The sequence below is a fragment of the Oceanospirillum linum genome, assembly GCF_001995095.2.
GTDB lineage: Bacteria > Pseudomonadota > Gammaproteobacteria > Pseudomonadales > Halomonadaceae > Oceanospirillum > Oceanospirillum linum.
Genome location: NZ_MTSD02000003.1, coordinates 389515 through 414944, shown reverse-complemented (window position 1 = coordinate 414944; position 25430 = coordinate 389515). Strand labels below are relative to the sequence as shown.

Annotated in this window: 22 protein-coding genes; 10 read left to right on the top strand and 12 right to left on the bottom strand. The window is 48.7% G+C overall.

The features are described from left to right. Positions 1-90: 90 nt before the first annotated feature. Positions 91-678 carry a ribosome biogenesis GTP-binding protein YihA/YsxC gene (gene yihA, locus BTA35_RS09880; RefSeq protein ID WP_238377564.1) on the bottom strand — a complete coding sequence of 196 codons (588 nt, stop codon included), beginning with the start codon at positions 676-678 and terminating at the stop codon, positions 91-93. 403 nt (positions 679-1081) lie between these two features. Between yihA and BTA35_RS09875 the strand changes: the two genes are divergently transcribed. The 5 genes from BTA35_RS09875 (at position 1082) to BTA35_RS09855 (ending at position 5932) form a co-directional block, all read left to right on the top strand. After that, positions 1082-1684 (top strand): c-type cytochrome, encoded by a 603-nt coding sequence (locus tag BTA35_RS09875; protein ID WP_078319637.1) that lies wholly within the window; start codon positions 1082-1084, stop codon positions 1682-1684. A 220-nt stretch (positions 1685-1904) separates the two neighbouring features. Continuing rightward, the gene (locus BTA35_RS09870; RefSeq protein ID WP_078319636.1) at positions 1905-2537 is read left to right on the top strand and encodes a thiol:disulfide interchange protein DsbA/DsbL; all 633 of its coding nucleotides are present in this window, start codon (positions 1905-1907) and stop codon (positions 2535-2537) included. Between the two features lie 256 nt (positions 2538-2793). Then, positions 2794-3351 (top strand): TRAP transporter small permease subunit, encoded by a 558-nt coding sequence (locus tag BTA35_RS09865; RefSeq protein ID WP_078319635.1) that lies wholly within the window; start codon positions 2794-2796, stop codon positions 3349-3351. Then, the gene (locus tag BTA35_RS09860; RefSeq protein ID WP_078319634.1) at positions 3351-4745 is read left to right on the top strand and encodes a TRAP transporter large permease; all 1395 of its coding nucleotides are present in this window, start codon (positions 3351-3353) and stop codon (positions 4743-4745) included. Before BTA35_RS09865 ends, BTA35_RS09860 begins: the two co-directional genes overlap by 1 nt. A gap of 104 nt (positions 4746-4849) precedes the next feature. Next, positions 4850-5932 carry a DUF2971 domain-containing protein gene (locus tag BTA35_RS09855; RefSeq protein ID WP_078319633.1) on the top strand — a complete coding sequence of 361 codons (1083 nt, stop codon included), beginning with the start codon at positions 4850-4852 and terminating at the stop codon, positions 5930-5932. A 378-nt stretch (positions 5933-6310) separates the two neighbouring features. On the opposite strand, the gene BTA35_RS09845 is transcribed toward BTA35_RS09855, so the two are convergent. The 3 genes from BTA35_RS09845 to lpxL all read right to left on the bottom strand — a co-directional run bounded on the left by BTA35_RS09845 (position 6311) and on the right by lpxL (position 9869). Next, positions 6311-7108: a hypothetical protein gene (locus BTA35_RS09845; protein WP_078319631.1), complete on the bottom strand. Its 798-nt coding sequence runs from the start codon at positions 7106-7108 to the stop codon at positions 6311-6313. 80 nt (positions 7109-7188) lie between these two features. Next, positions 7189-8850 carry an energy-dependent translational throttle protein EttA gene (gene ettA / locus BTA35_RS09840; RefSeq protein WP_078319630.1) on the bottom strand — a complete coding sequence of 554 codons (1662 nt, stop codon included), beginning with the start codon at positions 8848-8850 and terminating at the stop codon, positions 7189-7191. 107 nt (positions 8851-8957) lie between these two features. After that, on the bottom strand, positions 8958-9869 hold the full coding sequence (lpxL, locus tag BTA35_RS09835) for an LpxL/LpxP family Kdo(2)-lipid IV(A) lauroyl/palmitoleoyl acyltransferase (RefSeq protein ID WP_078319629.1): 912 nt from the start codon (positions 9867-9869) through the stop codon (positions 8958-8960). 227 nt (positions 9870-10096) lie between these two features. Between lpxL and BTA35_RS09830 the strand changes: the two genes are divergently transcribed. Continuing rightward, on the top strand, positions 10097-11512 hold the full coding sequence (locus tag BTA35_RS09830) for a cache domain-containing protein (protein WP_078319628.1): 1416 nt from the start codon (positions 10097-10099) through the stop codon (positions 11510-11512). An 89-nt stretch (positions 11513-11601) separates the two neighbouring features. Here the strand turns inward: BTA35_RS09830 and fabI are convergent, their stop codons facing one another. From fabI to BTA35_RS09800, 6 genes are all read right to left on the bottom strand, one after another. Beyond that, positions 11602-12369: an enoyl-ACP reductase FabI gene (fabI, locus tag BTA35_RS09825; RefSeq protein ID WP_078319627.1), complete on the bottom strand. Its 768-nt coding sequence runs from the start codon at positions 12367-12369 to the stop codon at positions 11602-11604. Positions 12370-12570: 201 nt separating this feature from the next. Beyond that, entirely contained in the window at positions 12571-14376 is a 1806-nt protein-coding gene (olsF, locus tag BTA35_RS09820) for a bifunctional ornithine lipid synthase OlsF (RefSeq protein WP_238377552.1), read from the bottom strand. 169 nt (positions 14377-14545) lie between these two features. Beyond that, complete coding sequence (locus BTA35_RS09815; RefSeq protein WP_078319626.1) at positions 14546-15199, bottom strand: class I SAM-dependent methyltransferase; 654 nt, start codon at positions 15197-15199, stop codon at positions 14546-14548. Between the two features lie 126 nt (positions 15200-15325). Continuing rightward, a complete protein-coding gene (locus BTA35_RS09810) occupies positions 15326-15889 on the bottom strand; it encodes an LPP20 family lipoprotein (RefSeq protein ID WP_078319625.1) in 564 nt (187 codons plus the stop codon). Positions 15890-16118: 229 nt separating this feature from the next. Next, complete coding sequence (gene serA, locus BTA35_RS09805) at positions 16119-17348, bottom strand: phosphoglycerate dehydrogenase (protein ID WP_078319624.1); 1230 nt, start codon at positions 17346-17348, stop codon at positions 16119-16121. 294 nt (positions 17349-17642) lie between these two features. Further along, a complete protein-coding gene (locus BTA35_RS09800) occupies positions 17643-17957 on the bottom strand; it encodes an MGMT family protein (protein WP_078319623.1) in 315 nt (104 codons plus the stop codon). Between the two features lie 245 nt (positions 17958-18202). Between BTA35_RS09800 and BTA35_RS09795 the strand changes: the two genes are divergently transcribed. From BTA35_RS09795 to BTA35_RS09780, 4 genes are all read left to right on the top strand, one after another. After that, positions 18203-19174 (top strand): ABC transporter substrate-binding protein, encoded by a 972-nt coding sequence (locus BTA35_RS09795; protein WP_078319622.1) that lies wholly within the window; start codon positions 18203-18205, stop codon positions 19172-19174. Positions 19175-19309: 135 nt separating this feature from the next. Next, a complete protein-coding gene (locus tag BTA35_RS09790; RefSeq protein WP_202931230.1) occupies positions 19310-20200 on the top strand; it encodes an ABC transporter permease in 891 nt (296 codons plus the stop codon). Then, the gene (locus BTA35_RS09785) at positions 20197-20991 is read left to right on the top strand and encodes an ABC transporter ATP-binding protein (protein WP_078319620.1); all 795 of its coding nucleotides are present in this window, start codon (positions 20197-20199) and stop codon (positions 20989-20991) included. The genes BTA35_RS09790 and BTA35_RS09785 overlap by 4 nt, the downstream gene beginning before the upstream one ends. Positions 20992-21149: 158 nt before the next feature. Beyond that, positions 21150-21686: a hypothetical protein gene (locus tag BTA35_RS09780; RefSeq protein ID WP_078319619.1), complete on the top strand. Its 537-nt coding sequence runs from the start codon at positions 21150-21152 to the stop codon at positions 21684-21686. Positions 21687-21722: 36 nt separating this feature from the next. Here BTA35_RS09780 and BTA35_RS09775 read toward each other — a convergent pair whose 3' ends face one another. After that, entirely contained in the window at positions 21723-23126 is a 1404-nt protein-coding gene (locus BTA35_RS09775; protein WP_078319618.1) for a sigma-54-dependent transcriptional regulator, read from the bottom strand. Further along, the gene (locus tag BTA35_RS09770) at positions 23126-25063 is read right to left on the bottom strand and encodes a sensor histidine kinase (RefSeq protein ID WP_274378424.1); all 1938 of its coding nucleotides are present in this window, start codon (positions 25061-25063) and stop codon (positions 23126-23128) included. Before BTA35_RS09770 ends, BTA35_RS09775 begins: the two co-directional genes overlap by 1 nt. Positions 25064-25430 lie beyond the last annotated feature (367 nt).

Below are 25430 nucleotides of genomic sequence, written 5' to 3'. Positions count from 1 at the left end.
TGCTCTGGTTTCCACGCTCCCGGATTATAAAAGAAATCATAAGCAGGATCGGCTAAAGACGCGTGGTGGCCGAACCCGTAACCGGCCTTCTCAAGCCTCAGGCTGTTCCAGTTGCAGCCATTCATCCAGCTTCTTGCGCAGTTCCGGTATACCTTCCCTTTTCAGGGCTGAGAACTGCTGAACACTGACCAGGTCTTCCCATTCGTGCAGCGCCTGTTTTACTTCCAGCAGCGCCTTCTTGGCTGCGCCCTTTTTCAGCTTGTCGGACTTAGTCAGCAGAATATGCACCGGCTTGTCCACTTTATCAGCCCACTCCAGCATCATCTGATCAAACTCCGTCAGAGGATGACGGATATCCATCACCAGTACGATGCCGCGTAACGCCTGACGGTTCAGCAAATACTCAGAAAGATGGCGTTGCCACTCCAGTTTGACCTTTTCCGGCACTTTTGCATAACCATAACCTGGAAGATCCACCAGTTTTTGATCTGTGCCGTTGTGCAGGCCAAAAAAATTGATAAGCTGCGTGCGCCCCGGTGTTTTAGAGGTTCTGGCAAGACGTGAATTCTGCGTGAGCGTGTTGATGGAACTGGATTTACCCGCATTGGAACGACCGGCAAAAGCAACTTCCGAACCAAAGTCCGGAGGGCATTGGGCCAGCGTTGGGGCACTGATCATAAAGTTCGCAGTCTGGTAATTCAGTCTGGGAGCATGGGGATCTGTGGTGTTTTGATTCTGTTCGTTGTTTGGAGCTTGGCTAAAAAGTTCAGTCATGGCGTATTCAACTAATGGGGCAAAAGACAGGTTATATGGGGCGTTCACGTTTCCCTACGGATTAGTATATAATGCCACCACTTTTTAGATGGTAGTGTACCATTCAGGTTGATTTGGCACGAATATAAACGTCCTGTACGTTGAAACATACAGGGCGGAGAATTGATCTGGCACTGCCAGGGCTTTCCGGCAGGAGCCTTCCAAGGTTTCGGTCTGCCAGAGACGCGAGCTGTTCAAAGAAACAGGCTCTGGTAAGCCTCAGGAAAATAACAGTAATCAACTTAAAATTAGCAAGATTGGGTTAGCAATGAAGAAATTACTGGTAAGTCTGGCAGTTACTCTTGGCCTGGTAAGCTTTGCACACGCCGCTGGCGATGCAAAAGCAGGAGAAGCAAAAGCCGCTATTTGTGCTGCTTGTCACAGTGCTAATGGCATCGCAATGATTCCTAACTATCCGAGTCTGGCCGGTCAGCATGAAAGCTATCTGACAAAACAGATTATGGAGATTCGTGATGGCGTTCGTAAAGTACCTGAAATGACAGGTATTGTTACTGGCTTCAGCGATCAGGATGCGCAAAATGTTGCGGCCTACTTTGCAGCACTGCCTAAGAATCTGGGACAGGCTGATCCGGCTCTGCTGGAGCGTGGTCAGGAACTGTATCGCGCAGGTGATATGGCGAAAGGCATTCCGGCATGTACGGCATGTCACTCCCCAAATGGTATGGGTAATGAACAGGCTAAATACCCTGTGCTGAGTGGTCAGAACCCTGCGTACACTGCTGCGGCACTGAAGAAGTTCCGCGATGGTGAGCGTGCCAATGATCCGAACAATATGATGCGCGCTATCGCTGCAAAAATGAGCGATAAAGATATCGAAGCGGTATCTAACTATGTGTTCGGTGTGAACTAAACCGTCGCATTGTTAAAAAAGGGCCTTATGGCCCTTTTTTTGTACCCGCTATTTATATCAGCAGTCTCTTATCTCTTGCCTGAAGGGAACTTTAAGTGAGTTCAGGCGTATAGTAAGTTACCTGTCGATTGTGATGTTGTGCAAAAAATAGGTATCAAAACAACCGACTGTTAAACATACGGGTGTGCGGTCGCCTTTGTATCTGAAAGGATTGAAATCAATGGTTAAAAAACTGATCCAACATATAAGCGCCTTGCTGCTGATGGTGGCTGTTTCTGCGACAGCACAGGCAGAAACCTTCAAAGAAGGTGTTCACTATATCAAGCTGGGAACTCCGGTAGCGGTCTCTGAGCCAGGTAAAATCGAAGTTGCAGAACTGTTCTGGTATGGCTGTCCACACTGCTTTGAATTTGAGCCTTACATTGAACCCTGGATTAAAACCTTACCTGACGATGTACGCTTTGAGCGCGTACCTGCAACATTCAGTAAGGTCTGGAAAACCCATGCCAATGCATTTTATGCCGCTGAGGCTTTGGGAATTGGTGAGAAGCTTCACAGTGACTTCTTTAACCGCATTCATCGTCAGAACCAGCGTCTGACAAGCACTGACGATCTTGCCGAGTTTTTTGCTGAGTATGGTGTCACTGAGGATCAGGCTGAAAAGGCACTTAAGTCCTTTGGTGTAAAGTCAAAAGTTAACCAGGCCGGAGCCCGTATCCGTGGTTATCAGGCTTTGGGAGTTCCTGCATTGGTGGTGAATGGAAAATATCGTATCGATACCAGTACAGCAGGCAGTTGGACGAATATGCTAAAAATCACAGAATTCCTGATTGAGAAAGAACGCGAAAGCTAATCGGTTTAGTGGTTTATTATGATACCGGCCCCTTGGGCCGGTTTTTTTATGCCTGAAAAGTGGCGCTTTTATTCTAAAAGTAGCAAATGAAAACTTTTCGCAGGCAAAGCGTACAGAGTATGATTAAAACGCTACTGTGCAGACTAAGCCTTTAGTCTGCAGTAAACAGCACCACTCTTGTTTCCTTGGATGGCTGCAGGATCGGGTGTTGTAATAAAAATAAGCTAACAACTCATTAAAAAAAAAGAGGTCGACCATGACGAATGGTTCTGGAGCTCTGGGTCAGGTGGTCAACAAAATTGACGCTGTGACTGAGCTTGTCGGACGATCTATCTCCTGGCTAACCCTTGCCATGATGATCGTTATGTTTGCAGTTGTTGTACTGCGCTATCTGTTTAATTCCGGGTCTATTGCCATGCAGGAGTCTGTAATGTACCTGCATGCTGCTGTATTTATGTTGGCAGCGGGCTATACCCTGAAAAATGATGGCCATGTGCGTGTTGATATTTTTTATCGGGAAATGACTTTTGAGCGTAAAGCTCTGGTGGATTTTTTTGGCTCTGTTTTCCTGTTGATTCCCGTGATGACCTTCATGGGCTGGATCAGCTGGCAGTATGTGATGAATTCCTGGCACGTAATGGAAGGATCTCCGGAAGCAGGCGGTATCCATGGTGTTTACCTGTTAAAAACACTGATTCTGGCTATGGTTGGATTGATGTTATTGCAGGCTTTGGCTGAAGCACTGCGGAATCTTCTGGTGCTGTTGGGCAAGGGCCCGCAGATTGAGCATCACGTGAATGAGGAGAAAGTCTAGTGGTTGAGTTCCTGCCTCTGTTTCTGTTTGCTGCTGTTTGCGTGGTGTTAATGTTTGGTTATCCGGTGGCTTTATCGCTGGCTGGTACCGCATTAGTGTTTGCCGGTGGCGGTATGGTCTTCGGCGTTTTTGATATGGCATTCCTGCAGGCGTTTCCAAACCGTCTGTACGGCATTATGACAAACCAAACCCTGATTGCAGTCCCGCTTTTTGTTCTGATGGGTGTGCTGCTTGAGAAGTCCAAAGTGGCTGAAACGCTTCTGGACGCGATGGCACTACTTTTCGGGTCTGTACGTGGCGGTCTGGGTATCTCGGTCGTGGTCGTGGGTATGCTGTTGGCAGCCAGTACCGGTATCGTGGGTGCAACGGTTGTGACCATGGGTCTGATCTCGCTTCCGACGATGCTGAAGCGGGGGTACTCTCCCTCTCTGGCGACTGGGGCTATCTGCGCCACAGGTACACTGGGACAGATTATTCCACCTTCTATCGCTCTGGTTCTGCTGGGTGATGTACTGTCCAGTGCTTATCAGCAAGCCCAGTTGAATATGGGGGTTTTCAGCCCGAAAACCGTCTCGGTTGGTGATCTTTTCGTGGGGGCTATGATTCCGGGGCTGATGTTGGTCGGGGCCTATATTATCTATATGATCATCATCGCCTGGCTGAAGCCGGAGGCGGCACCTGCTGTCAGCCGTGAACAGATTCAGGCAGATCGCCAGGTACAGGAGCCTCTGGCCGTTATTCTACTGAAAGGTCTTGTACCACCGATTGTGCTGATTGTTGCGGTACTGGGTTCTATTCTGACCGGGGCTGCTACCCCTACGGAAGCGGCTGGTGTCGGTGCCTTTGGCGCTGCAATTCTGGCAGCGATGCAGAAACAGCTGAATCTGAAGATGCTGGGGGAAGTGGTTCGTTCTACGACCAATGTTACCTCGATGGTATTTCTGATTCTGATTGGTGCCTCTGTCTTCTCGCTGGTGTTCCGTGGCTTTGGCGGTGAAGAGTTGATCCATCACTGGTTTGAACAGATGCCTGGTGGTGTTGTTGGTGCCATGATCATTGTGATGCTGGTGATGTTCCTGCTGGGTTTCATCCTGGACTTTATCGAAATCACCTTTGTTGTTGTTCCGATTGTCGCACCAGTTCTGATGATGATGGGCTTAGACCCTGTCTGGCTGGGTATCATGATGGCGATCAACCTGCAGACCTCCTTCCTGACGCCGCCGTTTGGTTTCGCCCTTTTCTATCTCAGGGGTGTGGCACCACCTTCGGTTCCAACCTCTGCCATCTACAAAGGCGTGATTCCATTTATTCTGATTCAGGTCTCTATGCTGCTGGCGCTGACCATCTGGCCGGAGCTGGCTACCTGGTTACCAAGCATGGTTTATGGTGAGTAATGCATCGTGATTGATCGCGTTGGCAATTGAATAATAGCCCCGGCCATTGGAAGGTGTCCGGGGTTTTGTTTGTAAGCTGTCTGGATAGTTGTCAAGGAGGAGGAATGATAGAGTTATATCCCAATTTATTTGTAGGCGATGATAATGATGCTCAAGAAGTTTTGCATAAAGAGGGCTGGTTTATAGTTCATGCCTGCAAAGAACCTTACCATCGTAAGGCATTAGGTTATGCCGGAAGAGGCGCTCCAAAAAATCATCCTGAATATCTTATTGCTAAGCGAGAGAATCGTTTGATTCTTAATTTGGTTGATGCACCAAAGCCTGAGTTCATTCCTAATGAAATTATGTTTGAAGCTGTGAAGGCAGTTGCAGAAAACATTATCGAAAAGAAAGTTTTAGTTCATTGTAATCAAGGCAAGTCTCGATCGCCGACGATTGCATTGCTCTATCTTTTAAAGCATACCGACATATTTGATACGAGTGCCTTGAATCATGTGTTGAGCCAGTTTAAAGCCCTCTATCCATCTTACGAACCGGCAGGAGGAGTTTCTGGGTTCGTAGAAGATAATTGGCGGGAATATATCTCCATGAAAGGTCAGATAACCGGTATACCTATCTATAGGTTTGAGCCTGCTAAATCAGAGCGTATTGAATCATTGTACGATGGCAAACTGTATATATCAGACCCCGGAAAGTTTAATGATCCATTTGATATTCAGTTAAGTATCCGAGATCTGTCCTATCGCAGTAGTTTTGAAAAGGAAAAACTGAAAGCTGCGTTGCTGGCGCTGTTTAAAAATTACCAGTCTGAAAAAGCTCACTGGCTATTCAATGATAATATGCTTGATAAGCTTGATCTCTGGCTTAATGGTGGATTTGCAACGGAAAATGGGGTTATCAATTGTATTAAAAGTCATTTAAAAACTTTTGGTGTGCAGTGTTTCTCAAGTAGTTATGAGATCCCATTAAGCTGGGCTCACTATGCATCGGGGCATAGTGGCTTTTGTATTGAATATGACCTAAGAAAAATAGACTTTGCAGCCACGAATGGGCATGAATTTTCTATGTACAATGTGGCTTATAACAGCTTATTACCGGAGGTTTGCCTTTCTGAAGTGTTGTTCGCGCCCCATCAGGCAATCAAAAAACTGCTGGCAACAAAGACAATTGATTGGGCTTATGAATAGGAATTTCGTTTGATTCATTTCACCAAAAAAGCTCAAAAAATAGATATGCCCGAAGGTCTGCGTATCAATTCCCTGATAGGTGGCTTGAAAATGTCGGAGGATCATTTGGATAAACTGCGGCAGGTGGGAGAGGAGCTCAAAGTGCCAGTTTACAGGATGAATAAATGCACACACCCTATCAGTGGTAGGCTGTGGGAGAAAGTTCTCATCTCATCCGGCTAGTAAAGCATGTACCGGTACAAGGTATTAAAACCCTGCTGATGCCATCCAGAGGCTCCGGTATGGATTTTTACGGTGCGCGCAAAGAGGAGGCGCGGTTTATGCGATGGATTATCAAGGTAAAGTAAGCACTTATAATCGCTATTAGGGGTATTAAAATCACTTTTTAGCTGTTGCTGGAAGAACCTTGTCATAGAGCTCTGATATTCTTATTCTTGGTTTGGTTTCTCTTTCTCCTACCGTGAAATGAAAATCCGCGAGCTGATAGCTTGTTTGCTTTGTTATAGCTTTTTTTATCTGCTCCGAATCGCATCCCTGTTTTTTCTTTGGCGATACCAGAAATTCATCAACAAGATCCATAAGCTCAAACTGTAAAGATAAGCTCTGTGTCTGCTTAGGTAATGTGATAATAAACCGATATTCATTTTCGTGACGAAACGGAATTCGTTTAATAAACAGTGCGCCATCTTTAATACCTGTACGACTACGCCCTACAGCTACTCTCTGCGTGGCATATTTCATGCGACCGTGTAGATACTCAAAGCCTTCAAGTATACCCCGTAACTTTCCAATAGTGGTTTGAATGCGCACACCGCCTTCAGGGCAGTAAGTTTGCCACATGGCATCGGAGCCGAATTTAACCAGTTCGTTGTTAGCCAATTCCAATTCAATATTACTGTCATAGAGTCTTTCATCATCGGTACAAAGTGCCCAGCAGGAGCCGAGATAACTTTGAATATCTTGAGTTTCTTGCGCGATGCCTGTTTTACTATCGAAAGCCTTAAGCATACCTTTGATACGGCCTTCATGGCTGTCGTACCACTCATGGATATTGCGAAAAAGAAGTGTTGGCTGGTCTGTATTCAGGTAGTAATCAAAGAACGTTTTTTTATCGATATACTTATAGATAGGGGTGTCATCAGGCAGTGTTTCTCGGGACTGATCTAACGTGGTCACAGGGCTTTATCTCCATTAAGGCCAGAAATAAGAAAGCCGCCGAATTCAGGCGGCTTTCAGTGTTAGGCGTTAATACACCGTTAAGCGTCGATACGCTTATATTTCACACGCTTAGGTACGTCAGTACCCACTCGCTTGTGATAGTCCGCTTCGTACTCGGTGTAGTTACCGGTGAAGAACTCGACTTTGGATTCTCCTTCGTAGGCCAGAATGTGGGTGGCGATACGGTCAAGGAACCAGCGGTCGTGGGAGATCACAAAGGCGCAGCCCGGGAAGTTGAGCAGGGCTTCTTCCAGTGCGCGCAGGGTTTCGATATCCAGATCATTTGACGGTTCATCGAGTAGGAGTACGTTGGCACCCTGCTTCAGGGTTTGTGCCAAGTGAAGACGTCCACGTTCACCACCTGACAGGTCTTTTACAAACTTCTGCTGGTCATTGCCTTTGAAGTTAAAGCGGCCTGCGTAGGCACGGGAGGGAACCTGATAACCACCGATAGTCAGGATGTCCTGGCCGTCAGATAGTGCTTCCCAAACGGTTTTGCTACCATCGAGGTTTTCACGGCTCTGGTTTACAAAGGCCAGTTTGACGGTTTCACCGATCACAACGGTACCTGAGTCCGGCTGCTCTTCTCCTGCGATCATTTTAAACAGTGTCGATTTACCGGCACCGTTACCACCAACGATACCGACAATGGCACCTTGAGGTACGCTGAAACTCAGATCATCAATCAGCAGTTTATCGCCGAAAGCTTTGGTAACGCCTTCAAAGTTAACCACTTTGTCACCCAGGCGAGGTCCGGGTGGAATATAGATCTCGTTGGTTTCATTGCGGCTCTGGAATTCCTGAGACTGCATCTCTTCAAAGCGTGCCAGACGGGCTTTGCTTTTGGCGTGACGGCCTTTGGCATTGGATCGTACCCACTCCAGTTCCGATTTCATCGACTTCTGACGGGATACTTCCTGTTTGGCTTCCTGCTCTAGTCGGGCTTCTTTCTGTTCCAGCCAACTGGAGTAGTTGCCTTCCCATGGAATACCATGGCCGCGATCCAGTTCCAGAATCCAACCGGCAACATTGTCGAGGAAGTAACGGTCGTGGGTAATGGCTACGACAGTACCTGAGTATTCGTGCAGGAAGCGCTCCAGCCAGGCTACAGATTCCGCATCCAGGTGGTTGGTGGGTTCGTCCAGCAGCAGCATATCCGGGCTGGAAAGCAGAAGGCGGCAGAGCGCAACACGACGGCGTTCACCACCGGACAGGTTGGCAACATTGGCTTCCCAGTCTGGCAGGCGCAGAGCTTCGGCGGCTACTTCCAGTTTACGCTCAAGGTTGTGGGCGTCTGAGGCTTCAATAATGTTCTCGAGACGGGCCTGCTCTGCTGCCAGTTTGTCAAAATCAGCATCTGGTTCAGCGTAAGCCGCATAAACGGCATCCAACTGCACCTGAGCGTCTTTGATCTCAGACAGGGCCTCTTCAACCACTTCACGGACATTTTTGCTGTTATCCAGCTCAGGTTCCTGTGGCAGATAACCCACATTGATACCGGGTTGAGCGCGGGCTTCACCGTTATACTCGGTATCCACGCCGGCCATAATGCGCAGCAGGGTAGATTTACCTGCACCGTTAAGACCCAGTACACCGATTTTCGCACCGGGGAAGAAAGAAAGAGAGATATCTTTCAGGATCTCTCGTTTCGGTGGGACAACTTTTCCCACGCGGTTCATGGTGTAAACAAACTGTGCCATAGCAGCAAAATGCTCCTGGTAGTAATCTTGATAAGTAGCAAATGTGGGCCTGAAAAGGCCCGAATAGACTAATGATACATCAGCGGGAGAGAGATAACGAAGATCGTCTAATAAAAGCTTTTTTCACCTTCCGGTCGTGTTTTAAAGCGACGGTGCATCCACATATATTGCTCCGGGTGCTGGCGGATAATTCCTTCGATAATACGGTTGATGCGGGTGGCGTCAGCAATATCGTCACCGGATGGGAAGTTATCCAGAGCCGGAAAGTACTCCAGTTCGTAGCTATTGTCTTTCAGGCGGCGAACCGCAAGAGGTACAACGGCGCAGCCGGTCATTTTTGCCAGCCGGGCGGTCATCTTGATAGAGGCGGCTTCAATACCAAAGAAGGGTGCAAAGACGCTGACCTTGCGGCCAAAATCCTGATCCGGCGAATACCAGATGGCGCGGCCGCTTTTAATTCGCTTCAGGGCACCTTTCAGGTCGTGCCGGTCAATGGCTGCTCCGTAAATGCGTTTACGGGATCGGGTCATAATCCATTCAAAAACCGGGTTGCTGTGCTTCCGATAAAAGGCATCAATATCAAAGCCAAGTTTGTTGATGGCACCGGCTAAGTCCAGTGTGCTGAAATGGATGCCAATAATGATAGCACCTTTACCCTGGGCCAGAGCATTCTGCAGGTGTTCGCCGCCCTTTAACCGTGTACTGGGACGCAGGTACTCAGGGTCTCTGAACCATGCGGTAGCGGTTTCCAGAAGACCTATCCCGTTAGCGATAAAAATATCTTTTACCCGCTGCTTCTGCTCTGAAGGGGTAAGCTCGGGGAAGCAGAGAGCAATATTGACTTCGGTGATATGCCTACGGCGCTTCGCAAGAAACCAAAGTAAATACCCTAACAGGCGTCCTAGCCCTCTTTTGACAGGCCAGGGCATAAAAGCCGCCAACCAGATAAAAAAGAACCCTGTCCAGGTTGGCCAGTATCTTGGATGCCAGAAGCTTTCAGGGTAGTTCTTTTTAGCCATTGGATTTCCTTGGTGTGCACAATGGCGCTATTTTAGAGTTCCATATCGGTTGCCGCAAAGCTTTTGCTATATTCTCTTTTATAAGGCCTAAAAACAGGACATCTTATTAGTGAGAAAACGAGGTGCGGTTTGAATAACGCAACAGATAGATTAGTCTTGGAGAAAATTACTTATAAAAGATATCTATCGCGCAGTAAGAGCTAAGACGGCAACGGAGATTCTGCTACATGAAGCGTACATCCATTTCAACTCGCGTCTGGCTGATTTTAGGTTTGTTTGCCAGCGGAATGCTGGTGAATTCCTATCTGGAGACAACCAATAGCCGTCATGCGATCCAGAGCTGTTATGAAGGGAACGTTGAAGGCGTGGTGGATATCGCCAGAAGTATTTTACAGTATTACCACAACCGACAGATGGCCGGTGAACTGACTGAAGAAGAGGCTAAGGCACTGGCTTTAGAGGCGATCTCAGCGATTCGTTATGATGGCGATAACTATATCTTTATGGGTGATGAGTCAGGCACTGCCATCAGTAACGGCATGAAAGAGCTGGTGGGTACTAATATTCTGGGAATGCAGGACCCTACTGGTTTACCTCTGGTTCGCAATCTCTATGACGTGGCAGCAAATGGGGGAGGTTTTGTTGATTATCAATGGCCTGACTCAGATGACAAAAGTGTTCTCCTGCCTAAAACCAGTTATGCCGATTATTTTGAACCCTGGGGCTGGACGTTGGGAAGTGGTTTGAATCTGGTGGCTCTTAAGAATGAGGTTCGGGATATTCAGAGCTCCAGCCTGATCAATCTGGTATTGGTGACCATCTCTATTGGCGTGATCATGATGTATTTTGTTCACAGTGTGAATCTTCAGATTCGGAAACTGGTTTACTCTATGCGGGAGTTGTCGGAAGGTCGTGGTGATCTCAGACGGCGCTTATCCCTTGACGGAGGTAGGGAGGTTGCCGATATTTCCAGATCATATAATGACCTGGCAGCCTCTCTGGAGGAGATGGCGGTTCAGGTTAACCGGGATGGTCGGCGCTTTATGGCAGCGGTAAAGAGAATGCAGCCAAAAACGGTTATTCGCTCTCCGGATAATACTGACGCGTTGACATTGGATAGTGTGTACGAAATGGTGAACCAGATCTGCATTCAGGCAGAAGCTTTGGAGCTGGCCCATGAGTCCCTGAAGGAGATGGCGGAGCAGGACCCTGTAACAGGTCTGCTCAGTCAACAGGCTTTTGAATTGAAAGTACGCGAAAGCCTGCCAACACTAAATGATAATACACCTCATATCTTTGCGGTTATTGGCCTTGAGTCCAAGGCTGGCGTGCTGGAGCCTGATCAGGTTGCGCTTGCTGTTGGTGTTCTGCGTCATGTATTACCGGATGATCTTTATGCCTGCTATCTTGCAGATAAAGGCTTTGCTTACTGGTTCAGTTATACCGATTCAGCCGAGGGCATGAGACTGGCGATGTTGCTTCATCAGGAGCTTAAAGCAGAGCTGGGGGATGTACTGAATGTCAGTTTGGGCTTAAGTAGTATGCTGGGTGGAGGGAAAAGTTATGAGTTGCTTTACAGCGAGGCAGAGCGTGCTTTACTGAGGGCCCAGAAAGAAGGCGGTAGCCGGGTTTATGAGTATTAATATCCACTAACTATATGACTCAATCGTCAATAGATGCCGCTGCAGCATGATGTTGCAGCGGCTTTTTTAATTCCCGGTACCGTTTACTGTTACGCCATAATGTGATGACCCGCATCGACATAATGCACGCCACCGGTAATCGCAGATGAGAGTGGGCTAATCAGGAACGCCGCCATATTACCAACCTCTTCGGTTGTACCTAACCGTTGCAGTGGTGACTGGGTTTCGGCACTCTCAACCAGCTTATCAAACTGATCGATACCGGAGGCCGCACGGGTCATCATAGGGCCAGGCGAGACGCAATTCACACGGATGTTATGCTCGCCAAGCTCTGCTGCCAGATAGCGTACTGAGCTTTCCAGTGCAGCTTTGATCGGCCCCATCATATTGTAGTGATCAACCACTTTCTCAGCGCCATAATAGCTCATGGTGATCATGGAGCCGCCTTCTTTCATCAGAGGCTCAGCCAGTTTCGCCATACGGATAAATGAATGGCAGGAGATATCCATCGCTTTACTGAAGCCTTCAGGCGTGGAGTCCACCACTCGCCCGTGTAGCTCATCAATGGGTGACCAAGCGATAGAGTGGATCACAAAATCGATCTTACCCCAGGCTTCCTCCGCCGCTTTAAAGAGCTGCTCCAGCTCGTTTTCCCGAACCACATTGCAGGGGACAAAAATTTTGGCGTTGACGGCTTTTGCCAGAGGCTCAACATAGGGCCGGGCTTTCTCATTCTGGTAGGTCATAGCGATTTCGGCGCCGGCCTCATGCAGTGCTTTAGCGCAGCCGAATGCGATACTGTTCTCATTGGCGACACCAACAACAATTCCTTTTTTACCTTCCAGGGATAACGACATTTTCTTACTCCATTTTACGGCTGATTATGCAGAACCTTGTCTGAACTGTAAGTGAGATTAACGGTATGTGGATAACACTGTTTTCTTCGAGGGTATTATGGCGGATAATTTGTGCATGTGCGAAGAAAAAATAAATGATTCAATGCGTTCACAGCACTGGGGCTGAGTTGGAAGTCCCGGACTCTCTTTGGTTGAGCCGCATTAATGGTCCGCGGCCTCTGGGACTATTTTTTTATTCAGTCCTGTGTTGATATAACGCTCACGCTTGCGCTCTTTGACCTGCTCAATATTGACCATAATCAGCCCGTCAATGCAGTAACCAAAGTCTGCATCCACACTGAAATCGAGAAACTCGATACCACCGGGTTCGCATAGTTCCGTATACTGCTTATAAAGCGTCGGTACGGTAACGCCCAGATGGTCAAGCTGTTCCCTAAGCACCTGGAAGTCTTCCTGTGCATTATTACCGGTGAATAGCGCAGATATATGCTTTTTCTCTGCAGCATTTAGCAAGTAGGGCGCGTTAGCATGGGCCAGATTGTGCTCTGCGCCATAGTAATGGTTGTAGTAATACACAATCAGGTCCTTAGCCGCCTGTGGGTAGCTATTACTCAGGCTCACCGGCCCAAACATATACCCTACTTCCGGGTGGTGGCGCAGGTAGGCTCCAATACCAAACCAGAGATAATCCAGGCTACGCTTGCCCCAGTATTTGGGTTGAACAAAGCTCCGGCCCAGCTCAATACCCTGTTTCAGTTTTGGTGTCAGCTCGGTTGATAACGAAAACAGGGTACTGCAATAGAGAGCCTCTATCCCTTCGTTCTCGATAATGCGGTTGGCTTCGGCGATTCGGTAAGCGCCGACAATTTCCAGCTCGTCTTCATCCCAGAGAATAAGGTGTCGATAGTAATGATCGTATTTATCCAGATCCCGCTTTTCGCCACTGCCCTCACCTACCTTACGGAATGAGATCTCCCTCAGCCGCCCCAGCTCTTTCATCACAACGGAATCCCGGAAACTATCAAACAGATAGATCTGCTTGCCATCTTTGGTTTCACCGAGTAACTGAGATTGCTTCAATTCCCGCCGCAGAATCCGGCGATCTTCCGGGTGCGCAATACTTTTCTCTGTCTGAAAAAAAGGTTTGCGGTTTTTTGCCAGTCGGTAGACATGCTTTTTCAGCAGTTTAATTTTGTCACGATTGGATAAGGCATTGATATCCATCTGAGACAAGGGAATCAGCTGGCCAATGCGTACCGGCAGAGTCACCTTATGTTGCTTAAACATCTCACGCATCAGCATCAACGTACCGATAGGTTTAGCCAGTGATGACAGACTATAGAAGAGAGATGAATTCCGGCCACCCAGATGAATGGGCAAAATGGGGCTGTTGGTTTTGCGGGCAAAATGCAGAAATCCGCTCTGCCAGCGACCATCCTTAATACCTGCCGGGCCTGCCCGTGAAACCTCTCCGGCGGGGAAGATAATAACGGCTTCATCGTTTTTCAGGGCGTTGACGATGCGCACGGTACTTTCTTTGTAGCCCGTTTGACTCATGTTATCCACAGGCAGAAGAAGTGGTTGCAGCGGAGCGAACTGCATCAGAATATCATTGGCAACAATGCGAACATCCGGGCGCACACTACGCACCAACTTCAGTAAAGCGAGTCCATCCAGAGTGCCAATGGGATGATTCGCCACGATAACCACACGGCCTTCAGTGGGGATGTTTTCCCGCTCGTTCTCATTAATAGACAGACTGAAGTCGAAATAATCGAGCACATGGTCGACAAACGCGGGGGCGCTGGCATCCTGATGCTGTTGCATAAAACGGTTGATCTCATGCTCTCTGGAAAGCCAGCGCAGAAAACGAAACAGACCGTTCTTGATCAGAGGGTTCCTGCGCGCAAGGGCAGGAAACTTCTCGCTGACAATACGCTCGATGTTGACCGCTTTCTCAGCATCAGTTGAAGTCTCAATTCCGGCTGTATGTTCGCTATTAACCACAGGTCTATCCTTTAAAGATACTTTGTGGCCACATTAAGCAGATAAAATGACAGAAGGCTGACGGTGGAGTGTCGTTTTGATGACAGCAAAAATTGACGGTAAAAGGTTATAGCCGTTCCCGTCCGCTAATCATTCGGATATGGACTGCAGATGAGTGTTTTATCAGGTGCTAAGCAGGCTTCTGCAACAGCACTACATCCCGGTCAACCAGTGTCAGTTCCAGAAGGTAATGTTGCGCGATCCAGTGGAATGTTTGTTCACTAAAAAAGGTGATATGGGTCGGGTCATTTTTATAGTGCCAGCTGTTGAAGGCATCCTGATCGATAACCCGTTTGGTCATTAACCCCAGCCAGCCGCCGGGTTTCAGGATCTGTAGTAACTGTTCCAGAACGGTTCCCGGTGAGGACAGGTGCTCAAACACTTCGGTACTGGTGATAAAGTCATAAGGTTGCTTTAGCGCTTCCGGGTTATTGGCAAAATAGGGGTCATAAATTGCCATTCTGTGACCGGCTTCTTCAAACATCAGTGAAAGGGTCGGGCCGGGGCCGCAACCAAAATCCAGGCCATAGCTATCCGGTAAAATACGCTCAAGCATGGGTTGGGACATACGGCTGAGAAATTTGCGATAACCTGCGTCTTCAGGGCTGTTCTCGTGTTGCTGGTACACCGCTTTTTCATCGTTATGGTTTAATTGCTGAGACTTATCCACAAAGACAAGATCGCAGGTCTGACACTGCCAGTAGTTCCGGTTTTTATCCTGACTGTAGTGCTGAATGTTGTAACCGGAGCATAGGGGGCAAGGGTCGGAGCAGTGGGTTGTCATGATGAACCTGAAAGTGGTGTGTTGATAAGCTGGGTTGCTGGCAGAAAAAAGCACAACGGGCTGTCAGTCACTGACGCCCGTTCTGCTGGCATCCTGAACAGATTCAGGACCGGGGTGATGGTCTTTCTAGCGTAGGGACTCTTCCAGTTCCTGCTGAGCTTTATAGGCGCGGAACTCTTCGTACATCGCTCGCTCAGATGTTGGGCTCATCTCGGTTTTGGCTGCTTTCATGGCGTTGTCGAATACTGCTTTGGTTTCCTGTTGGCCAAAGCCAACCATAACGCAGTACTGATTTTTCTCATTAATTCTGAAATAGCCGCTTTCAACAACTTTTGTGCCGTTCAGGCTTTGCTCTGTGACCTGTTTGGAGACACTTTCAAAGGTTGAGCCTGATGTCATCTCCTGCTCGCTCTCGGTAACACGCTGATAGGTTTTATCCATCGCTTTAATTCGGGTTTCTATGGACTGAGCAATCATGGCACGGGCGTTGGCTGTAGCGCGTTTTTTATCCAGTGTCATATTACCGCTTGAGCTTACGCAGGCACTTTCTGCAATGCCGTCAGCAACAACGGGCTGATCAATCCGGTCAGGATATGCTGATGAGGCTGCTTTCTCAGGTGTGCTGCTACAGGCCGCAAGGCCGAAAGCCAGTGAAAGCGCAGATAGTTTTAACCAAGATGTTTTGTTCATTATTCCAGATCCTTTGATAACAATATCGGCCAGGTGATGTTTTCCGGTTCTGCAAACGCTTTTTACAACTCAGAGTTTTGTAACGCTTCAGAAAAATCAGATTAGCAAAAAAATAGACTGCAGAATATAAAACAGAGACCTGAAAAAGCCCGGCAGGCTCACCTGTTTGGTGATCCTGCCGGGCCTTCAGTGGCAGATGACTCATCCACAGGCACTGGGTTGTTCTTTATCAGAACAGTACCCGTGCACGAATGGTATTGCTTACTGTACGAAGTGCGTCCAGAGCCTGAGGGCTGTATTCTTTTTCAACGTCAACAACCACATAACCCACTTTTTCGTTGGTCTGCAGGAACTGGCCAGAGATGTTGATGCCGTTATCAGACAGTACCTTGTTGATCTCAGACAGAACACCGGGCACATTCTCATGCAGATGCAGTAAACGGTGTTTGCCAGGGTGCGATGGCAGAGCAACTTCCGGGAAGTTAACCGCGCTGGTGGTGGTACCGTTATCGCTGTACTTGATCAGTTTTTCTGAAACTTCGACACCGATGTTTTCCTGCGCTTCCATGGTAGAGCCGCCTACATGGGGGGTCAGAATGACGTTATCGAACTCACGCAGTGGAGAAATAAACTCTTCATCATTGGAGCGGGGTTCAACCGGGAAGACGTCAATAGCGGCACCCAGCAGTTTTCCGCTGCGCACCACGTCCGCCAGGGCGTCAATATCAACAACGGTGCCACGGGCTGCGTTCAGGAAGATGGAGCCTTGCTTCATTTCAGCAAACTGTTCTGGGCCCATCATCCATTTGGTTGCTTCGGTTTCAGGAACATGCAGGGATACGATATCTGCTGTGTTCAGCAGCTCTTTCATGCTGCCAACCTGTTCTGCGTTACCCAGTGGCAGTTTGGTGATCACGTCAAAGTAGATCACCTTCATACCCAGGGATTCCGCCAGAACTGACAGCTGGGAGCCAATGCTGCCGTAGCCGACAATACCAAGCGTTTTTCCGCGAATCTCAAAAGAGTTTTTCGCGGACTTCAGCCAGCCGCCCCGGTGACAAACCGCGCTTTTCTCCGGCACACCACGCAATAGCATGATGGACTCGGCAAGAACAAGTTCTGCAACGGATCGAGTGTTGGAGTAAGGTGCGTTGAATACCGCAATGCCACGAATCATCGCTGCTTTAAGATCAACCTGGTTGGTGCCGATGCAGAAGCAGCCTACCGCAACCAGTTTTTCTGCCGCATCAAAAACCTGTTCGGTTAATTGAGTGCGGGAACGTATGCCGACAAAGTGGGCGTCTTTGATCGACTCTTTAAGCTGCTCTTCCGGAAGTGAAGCTGCGTGATACTCAATATTGGTGTAGCCTGCTGCCTTGAAGTTATCAACGGCAGATTGGTGTACACCTTCCAGAAGAAGAATTTTGATTTTGCTCTTGTCAAGAGACGTAGTAGCCATGGTGCTGGAACCCTCTAACGGTCACGGCAGATCGCCGGTCTGAAATAAGCTGTAGCGAACTTCTGTTGCGGGTCAACTTATAGTGCAGCAGGAGCCTGCACAGGATTGTTGTTGCGTTTCGCAGGGGTAACAGGGAGTTTTGTTACTTATCCCAACAACAGGGGCAACATGGTAACACAACCCTTTGTAATTTCTGTTCAAGATTTCCTCATTTATCAATGAATCTGGCTCACTTTTACTTGTGTGCTGGCAAAAAGTTTCACCCTTTACCCTGATCTGTTTCCTGAATGCCGTTCAGGGGTTGTCTGGCCAGACCTTGTGGGCAGGCAGTTTGCCGCGGGCTGAGGGGAGTATGCCTTCAGCTATCAAGCGTTGACTCTGTTCATTATTCTTAGCAAATTCTGAAACTTTAAATTGGCTATTAACAACTCTGTGCCAGGGTAACTGTGTTCCTTCAGGCAGCTGGCTGAGCAAGCGGGCAACCTGACGTGCGGATGCTGATACCGGAAGCAGGTTTGCCAGCCGACCATAGGTTGTAAAGCGCCCTTCAGGGATCTGGTGGAGCACCAGATACAGGGCTTCCTTTACGGAGGGTGTTGAGGTGTTCATCTATTTTCTCAGCAATTTGTCAGGCTGCCGAATTTTTGTCCGGCATCGTTTTCGGTCATAGGGGATATTAAGGTATAGTTATGCCCCATATTTTGCCGTTTTGCCGAGTGATCTGCCAGAAACCTCCGGTAAAGCCAAAGAGTTTATTATAAAAAAATAGCTTGCAGGCTTGGTGTAACGAGTCATGTGAGACTGCCTTAATCTTTCAGACAGCTCAAAGTCAGCTGCACAATCTGGAGACGACCATGTTTAAATCCAAACTTCGTAAGCTTATTGCGGGTTCCTTGATACTGGCATCCGGCCTGACAAGTGCACTGGTGCAAGCCGATGCTTCTGTTGCTATTACTCAGATCGTTGAGCATCCGTCTCTGGATGCGATTCGTCAGGGGGTAAAAGATGAACTGGCGGAACGTGGTTATGTCGTAGGTAAAAACCTGAACTGGAACTATGAAAGTGCTCAGGGTAGTCCGGCAACGGCGGCTCAGGTGGCGAAAAAATTTGCCGGTGACGGGCCCGATGTGATTGTGGCGATTACAACGCCTTCTGCGCAGACGGCGGTATCCGCAGCCCGTGGTATCCCTGTGGTGTTCTCCGCGGTTACTGATCCTGTGGGTGCCAAGCTGGTAAAAGCGTTGGATCAACCTACTCGCTGGGTAACCGGCACCACAGATATGTTGCCGATGGATAAGCATATGGAGCTGGTTAAAAGAGTCGTTCCGGGTGCTGAAAAAGTGGGCGTTATCTTTAATCCCGGTGAAGCAAACTCGGTAAGCTCTGTTGAAATGGTACACCAGGCTGCACCAGCCCAGGGAATGAGTGTTATTGAGGCTGCAGCGACTAAATCATCGGATGTGCTGGCTTCAGCCCGGTCCCTGGTGGGTAAGGTTGATGTGATCTATCTGCCCATTGATAACACGGTGATTTCTGCATTGGAAGCGGTTCTGAAAGTGGCGGAGCGTGCTGATATCCCGGTGATTACCGGTGATACTGATTCCGTAAGCCGTGGTGCGGTTGCTGCGGTGGGCTTTGATTACTATCAGGTCGGCCGCCAAACCGGTGTTATTGTTTCACGTATCCTGAAGGGAGAATCACCTAAGAACATTCCTGTAGAGGGAGTGCATACAATGGATCTGGTGATTAACCCTGCAGCAGCTGAACGTATGGGTGTGACCCTGCCGAAGGCATTGATCGCCGAAGCCAAAAAAGTGATTCAATAAAGGCTGAAGATATAAAATAAGCGAAGCGGCCAACGGCCGCTTTTTCTCGTTAAAAAGCTTGTTTCATTTAAAGAGCGCTGTCTGCTGCGCTATATAAACCGCTCTTTTGAGCCCTAATCTCTAAACGGAATCATCGTGAGTTCAATTGCCTTTTTCGGCGCTGTGGAGTCCGGCCTTTTATTTGGTTTGGTGGCTTTTGGCGTCTTTATCGCCTTTCGTGTGCTGGATTTTCCGGACCTTACTGTTGATGGCAGTTTCCCACTGGGTGCTGCGGTTGCTGCAACCCTGATTGTAACCGGGTGGAACCCCTGGTTAGCAACGGCGATGGCAATGGTTGCGGGGTGTATGGCCGGTGTGGTGACTGCCTGGCTGAACGTGCGTCTGCAGATTCTGAATTTGCTGGCCTCTATTCTGACAATGATCGCGCTGTATTCCATTAACCTCCGGATTATGGGGAAGCCTAACGTTGCCCTGCTGGGGGACGAAACGGTTTTTACGCCATTTGAGAATTGGGATATCCCTTTTTATCTGATCAATCCCATTATTCTCAGTGGTTTTGTACTGGTGGTTTATCTGCTGTTTGTTCGCTTTATGACTTCGGAGCTGGGCTTAGCGATGAGGGCAACGGGGGTTAACGACAAAATGGCCCGGGCAAATGGTGTTCATACCGGGCGTCTGACGATTCTGGGCGTTGCCCTTGCCAATGGCATGGTGGGCCTGGCTGGCGCTCTGTTCGCCCAGAGTCAGGGTACAGCGGATGTCACCATGGGAGTTGGTACGATCGTGATTGGTTTGGCGGCGGTTATTGGCGGCGAAGCGATTTTATCCACCCGTACTATTGCCCGCTGGATTTTTGCCTGTCTGGTTGGCGCGATTCTTTACCGCCTTGCTATTGCAGTGGCCCTGAATGCGGACTGGATCGGTCTGAAAGCTCAGGATTTGAACCTGATTACTGCGGTGCTGGTTACGTTGGCCATTGTTATCCCTCGTATGAAACTGCTTAAGCGTAAAGGAGGTCGGGCATGATTCAGGTTGATCAGCTTGAGGTGACATTCGGTGCCGGTACACCGTTGGAAAACAGGGCTCTGCGGGGGCTGAATCTAACGATTCCAGAAGGACAGTTTGTCACTGTGATTGGCAGTAACGGTGCGGGTAAGTCTACCTTTCTGAATGCCCTTGCAGGAGAGGTCTTAGCGGACCATGGCAGAATTCTGATTGATGATCAGGATGTTTCCCGCTGGCCAACCAACAAGCGAGCAGGCTTAGTGGCTCGGGTGTTTCAGGATCCTTTGGCGGGCACCTGTGAAGCACTGACGATTGAAGAGAATATGGCGCTGGCGCTAAAACGGGGCCATGGACGCGGCTTAAGTCGCTCCATTCGCCATGAGTATCAGGAGATATTTAAGGAACGCCTGGCTCGCCTGGGGCTTGGGCTGGAAAGTCGGTTGGGTGATCGCATGGGACTGCTTTCCGGTGGTCAGCGACAGGCTGTTAGTCTGTTAATGGCAACCCTGCAGCCGATGAAGATTCTCTTATTAGATGAGCACACCGCAGCACTTGATCCGAAAACGGCTGCTTTTGTGCTGGAGCTGACGAAGAATATTATCGAAGAGCAGAACCTGACGGCGCTGATGGTGACGCACTCTATGCGCCAGGCATTAGATGTTGGTGATCGTACCCTTATGCTGCATGAAGGCAATATTGCCTTTGATGTGCAGGGCCAGGATCGGGAAGGGCTTGATGTTCCTGATCTGCTGGCACTATTTTCTAAAACAAAGGGTGAAGAACTCAGCGATGATAGCTTGTTACTTGGTTGAGGATGGTCACCTGTTGCTTGGCTTAAATGATAGACAGCTGCTTGGCTGAAAATAGCCAGGCTGGGGAACGACTTGTTACACAGCATCACAGACGCTTAAATTAATCTATGCGATAATTATTGCTAATTAAAAAGGATTATTCTTTAAAGGGGTCTGATTTGTTAAGGGTTGTCCTTTTTGCTGTTGCACTGATGCTCGTGCCAAAGGGAGTTTTTGCCGCCACAGCTCACGGTTATCTTGGGGTTTTTGGCGGTGCGTTATTAATGGACGGTATGGAAGCCGAAAGAGCAAGGCCCTTAATTTACACGCTAGGTTATCGGGTAAGCTCGTTATGGGCCTTTCAGTTTGAGTATTCCGACGCACAACCTTTCCGTGGCATGGTTAAAAAGGGTGCCGATAGCAAACCCTATCCCCACGATATCAAATACACTACATCAGGTGCCTATTTAATGTTCATAAGGCCGATGGGGAGCTGGGTTGATATCAATATGAAGTATGGTTATGTTCAGGTCGATTACAGCTTTGATGAACTTAGCCCGCAGGACTCCGCTAAAGAGCGCTTCTCGTTTTCAGGTGAGTCCTATGGCGGTGGCGTTACGCTAAAGATGACCAACTCTCTTGTTTTCACCGTTGACTATACGCAGCTCAAAGCGGATACCGCTCAGTTAAGTGCTGGCGTTGAGTTTGATCTGTAGCCCGTGTCCGACCTGTAACTTCCTTGCCTGATCAGCTTATAACCCATAGCGTTCTATTTTCTTAAGCAGTCCCTGCCGTGAAATACCCAACTGTTTTGCGGCTTGGGTTCGATTGTCTTGGCTTTTTTCTAAGGCTTGATGGATAAGGCGAATTTCAAGCGCTTTGACCTGCTCATCCAGTGTGGCTGATGAAAGAGGCGCGTCGGATATTGGTGATGGCTCCGTTGCTTGTCCAATATGCGGGTATAACAGCTGAATATCCTCCAGTGTGATCTGCCCTTCAGAGCAAATAGAAGCGACGCTTTCAAGGGTATTTTTCAGCTCCCGTACATTACCCGGCCATGTTTGGGCGCGAAACCACTGCATCGCTTCAGGGCTGAGCTGTAATTGATTCGGGGGTGGCTGTTTGGCTTGTTTATGTTGTCTGGCCTGCCTGTTTTGCAAAAGGGATAAGAAGGCTTGCAGCAGAACAGGAACATCTTCTAACCGTTCCGCAAGGGGTTGCGTTTCAATGTTGACGCCCTTGATGCGGTAGTACAAATCTTCCCGGAAGCTACCATCTCTTACTTTCTCCAGCAGATCCGCATTTGTTGCAGAAATAACCCGTACATCAATATGTTTCTGTTCGCGGCCGCCAACGGGGAAAAATGTCCCTTCCTGTAATACGCGTAAGAGTTTTACCTGCATCGCCAGGGGCATCTCGCCAATTTCATCCAGAAACAGCGTGCCGCCATCCGATAAGGAGAGTAAGCCTGCTTTGTCTTTATCTGCTCCAGTAAATGCGCCCTTGCTGTAGCCGAATAATTCGCTTTCCAGAAGATCTTCCGGGATAGCGCCACAGTGTACCGAAATAAATGGTTTAGCTGACCGGTGACTAAGGTCATGCAGCCCCCTTGAAATAACCTCTTTGCCTGTTCCTGAGGGGCCGGTAACCAAAACGCGAACATCAGTGGGAGCAATACGCTCGATCAGTGCGCGTATTTTCTGCGCGCTGGCAGAGTGCCCTATATAAGACGCAGCACCCTTGGGTTGTTCGCTGGCTTGTTTAAGCTGATTCAGTTCCCGCTCTAATGTGGTTTTGGTAATGGCTCTGCGGACAACAACCGCTAACATATCAGGGTCAATGGGCTTGGCGATAAAGTCCCATGCACCAAGGGCTACGGCTTTTAGGGCTAAATCACGATCGGCGTGGCCGGTAATGATAATCACAGGGCGACCCTCAAAGTCAGCCATAGCGGCTAAGGTGATTTGAGGGTCAAAATGGGGCGGCATAGACAGATCCAGCAGAACCAGGTCTGCATCAAACGTGATTAGCGTATCCCGTGCTGCATCTAAACTGCCCGCGGTTGTCACGTGATAACCCTGATCAACCAACCAGCGACTTGCCAGCTCACGAAAAGCAGGCTCATCATCGACCAGTAATATTTTATGCTGTGTCATCAGTGTTTCCCTGTGCCTTGAATGTCGTTTTTAACGCGTCGCATGTCACCTTGAATCAGGTGGTCAGATTGAAAAAGCGGCAGCGTAAGCTGAAATGTTACCGGCCAGGCTGTATCGGCATGGCATTGAATGAGGCCGCCGTGGGCATCCACAATACGGCGCACGATGGCCAGTCCCAGCCCGGTGCCACCGGCTCGCTTGGTGACAAAGGGCTGGAATAGTGAATCACCCTGTAAGCTCCTGTCGATCTCTGGCCCATTATTATGTACCTGAATCACGACTGCAGGGCCTTCGATATCTGTTTCGGTGTTTGCCTTAACCTGAGCTTCGATAAGCAATTGGCCGTCAGACTGGCCGCGTAAAAAAGCGACGGCATTGTCGATTAAATTGATAAAAGCTTGCTGAAGTCGTTGAGGGTCTGCTTCTAGTTCAATGGCGTCATCGACATTCAGTTCATAAGAAACACTTTCCAGTTGAGCTTGTGCCAGAACACTGGCAATCAAGGTTTTTAGTGGTGTCATGCTGATCTGCAGTTCTAAGCCGCCAGAGTACACCAGCATATCGCTGACCAGCCTATCCGCACGTTGTAACTGAGTCTGAATATGCTGACGTGTTTCCGGTGGCGTCTCGTAAGCTGCCATGGCGATAATATTCAGTGGGTTACGTAATTCGTGGGCCATGGCCGCTGACAGGCTACCGAGTTCGACAAGATGCTGCTCATCCAGCCGTTTCCGTTCTGCAGCGGCCAGCGCCAAAGAATGCTCCAGTAAGCCACAGCTGGTGGAAAATAAAGAACCGAAAACCTCTGCGGTTAGCCGCATTCCGGGGCTGGCATCCTCCCAGCCGAGCAGTAAGAAATGCCAGCCAGAATGTGACCGAAAAACACGCAACGCCAGCCCCTGACCTTCACTGCTGCTGAGGTGCTCTTCGGCGGTCTCCAGCTTTATATCGACATCTTGCCTAATTTGAGAGGAAAGAGAACGTTCGCCAATGGCGATTAGCTGTTGCCAGTCCCGGGCTTCTTTTAGCTGGCTGGACCAGGCATCTAAAACGGCTTCATTTAATACTGCGCCGGGGTAAATAATCCGTGAGATAAGCCGGTTTAAGGGCTGGTAAATCAAGGCGGACGTCACCAGCATCAGTAGTGAATAGAGCCATAGCTGCCAGCCCGGTACATCGGCTAAGGCCTGCAATCCCACTCGCCCGGATATGACGCTGATCACGGCAATCAGGCAGAGAATCACCAGCATCATCGCAACCCAGAGCAACGCCCTGTTGGCAAAGGCGTTTACCGAAAGGATTTTATAGCGTACTACTGCGTAAACTAAGAGTAGTAAATAGGTTGGCAGAAGCAGCATCGGGTACGGAAACCAGCTGATTCCAAAGGAGGGGAAAACAAAGCTGGTAGCCAGTAATAGCCCCCAGGCACCCACCCCAAACATAGCGAGAATAGAGCGCTTTTTATTGCCCGAATGGCGACGCCAACCAAACAACAAAACACCGTGAGCTAAGATGCCAATCAAGACTGTATAGGCTAAGTTCCATGAGCCGGCATCGGTAAAAATAAAGACCGAGCGGGTATCCAGGGTGTTGATGGTATCTCCTGCGCCAACCCACCAACTTTGCAGCACTACAGCAACGCTGGTGGCATAAAGCCAGGGAACCGCCTGGTGCAAATGGTCCAGCATCGGTTCTTTTTCGGCATCAGAGCTGACAAAACAGATCGCAAAATGCAGGAAAAATGTCGGCATCAGAGGGTTTGCCAGAATGATGTAAATTCCAGCTTGTTCATAGCCGTGAAATAACAGGACATGGCCAAAACACCAGATCGCCATCATGATGGCGAAGCCTGCCAGAGCCTGAAGATCACCCTGCTTACGGGCACGCCATAGTAACCAGGTTGCCACTAAACATCCGCATACGCTGGACACCAACATGGCTATTTCGAATATCAATGAGAGTGCCAAACTGTAACCCTTGTTTACACCTGAAGACAAAGAAAGCGTAAACTTATTTGACAGTTGGCGCAAAAATTAAAATTTCCCCTTTTAAATCAACAAGATATAGATGCTAAAAACTTGGCCTGGTGATTGCTCATAGATATGTAAGTTTTTTGATTTAACTCAAGCTTTTATCTATTAGTGGAGCATGCATTATGAATACTGGTTTTTTTATGACTGAAGTCATCGCGCTTTTTGGCATTGTGGGTTTTGCGCTTCTTCCTCTGGCGATTCAACAAGTCCGTGTTATGACGATAAATAAAGCGTCTTAATCTTTTCGATTTTTCACTACTTTTCTTATTGG

Coding starts and splice junctions, on each gene's coding strand:
- yihA (WP_238377564.1), bottom strand. CDS start 678: ATGATCAGTGCCCCAACGCTGGCCCAATGCCCTCCGGACTTTGGTTCG.
- BTA35_RS09795 (WP_078319622.1), top strand. CDS start 18,203: ATGTTTAAATCCAAACTTCGTAAGCTTATTGCGGGTTCCTTGATACTG.
- BTA35_RS09875 (WP_078319637.1), top strand. CDS start 1,082: ATGAAGAAATTACTGGTAAGTCTGGCAGTTACTCTTGGCCTGGTAAGC.
- BTA35_RS09785 (WP_078319620.1), top strand. CDS start 20,197: ATGATTCAGGTTGATCAGCTTGAGGTGACATTCGGTGCCGGTACACCG.
- ettA (WP_078319630.1), bottom strand. CDS start 8,850: ATGGCACAGTTTGTTTACACCATGAACCGCGTGGGAAAAGTTGTCCCA.
- BTA35_RS09800 (WP_078319623.1), bottom strand. CDS start 17,957: ATGAACACCTCAACACCCTCCGTAAAGGAAGCCCTGTATCTGGTGCTC.
- BTA35_RS09810 (WP_078319625.1), bottom strand. CDS start 15,889: ATGAACAAAACATCTTGGTTAAAACTATCTGCGCTTTCACTGGCTTTC.
- BTA35_RS09770 (WP_274378424.1), bottom strand. CDS start 25,063: ATGTTGGTGTCCAGCGTATGCGGATGTTTAGTGGCAACCTGGTTACTA.
- BTA35_RS09815 (WP_078319626.1), bottom strand. CDS start 15,199: ATGACAACCCACTGCTCCGACCCTTGCCCCCTATGCTCCGGTTACAAC.
- BTA35_RS09870 (WP_078319636.1), top strand. CDS start 1,905: ATGGTTAAAAAACTGATCCAACATATAAGCGCCTTGCTGCTGATGGTG.
- BTA35_RS09855 (WP_078319633.1), top strand. CDS start 4,850: ATGATAGAGTTATATCCCAATTTATTTGTAGGCGATGATAATGATGCT.
- BTA35_RS09775 (WP_078319618.1), bottom strand. CDS start 23,126: ATGACACAGCATAAAATATTACTGGTCGATGATGAGCCTGCTTTTCGT.
- serA (WP_078319624.1), bottom strand. CDS start 17,348: ATGGCTACTACGTCTCTTGACAAGAGCAAAATCAAAATTCTTCTTCTG.
- fabI (WP_078319627.1), bottom strand. CDS start 12,369: ATGTCGTTATCCCTGGAAGGTAAAAAAGGAATTGTTGTTGGTGTCGCC.
- BTA35_RS09830 (WP_078319628.1), top strand. CDS start 10,097: ATGAAGCGTACATCCATTTCAACTCGCGTCTGGCTGATTTTAGGTTTG.
- lpxL (WP_078319629.1), bottom strand. CDS start 9,869: ATGGCTAAAAAGAACTACCCTGAAAGCTTCTGGCATCCAAGATACTGG.
- BTA35_RS09865 (WP_078319635.1), top strand. CDS start 2,794: ATGACGAATGGTTCTGGAGCTCTGGGTCAGGTGGTCAACAAAATTGAC.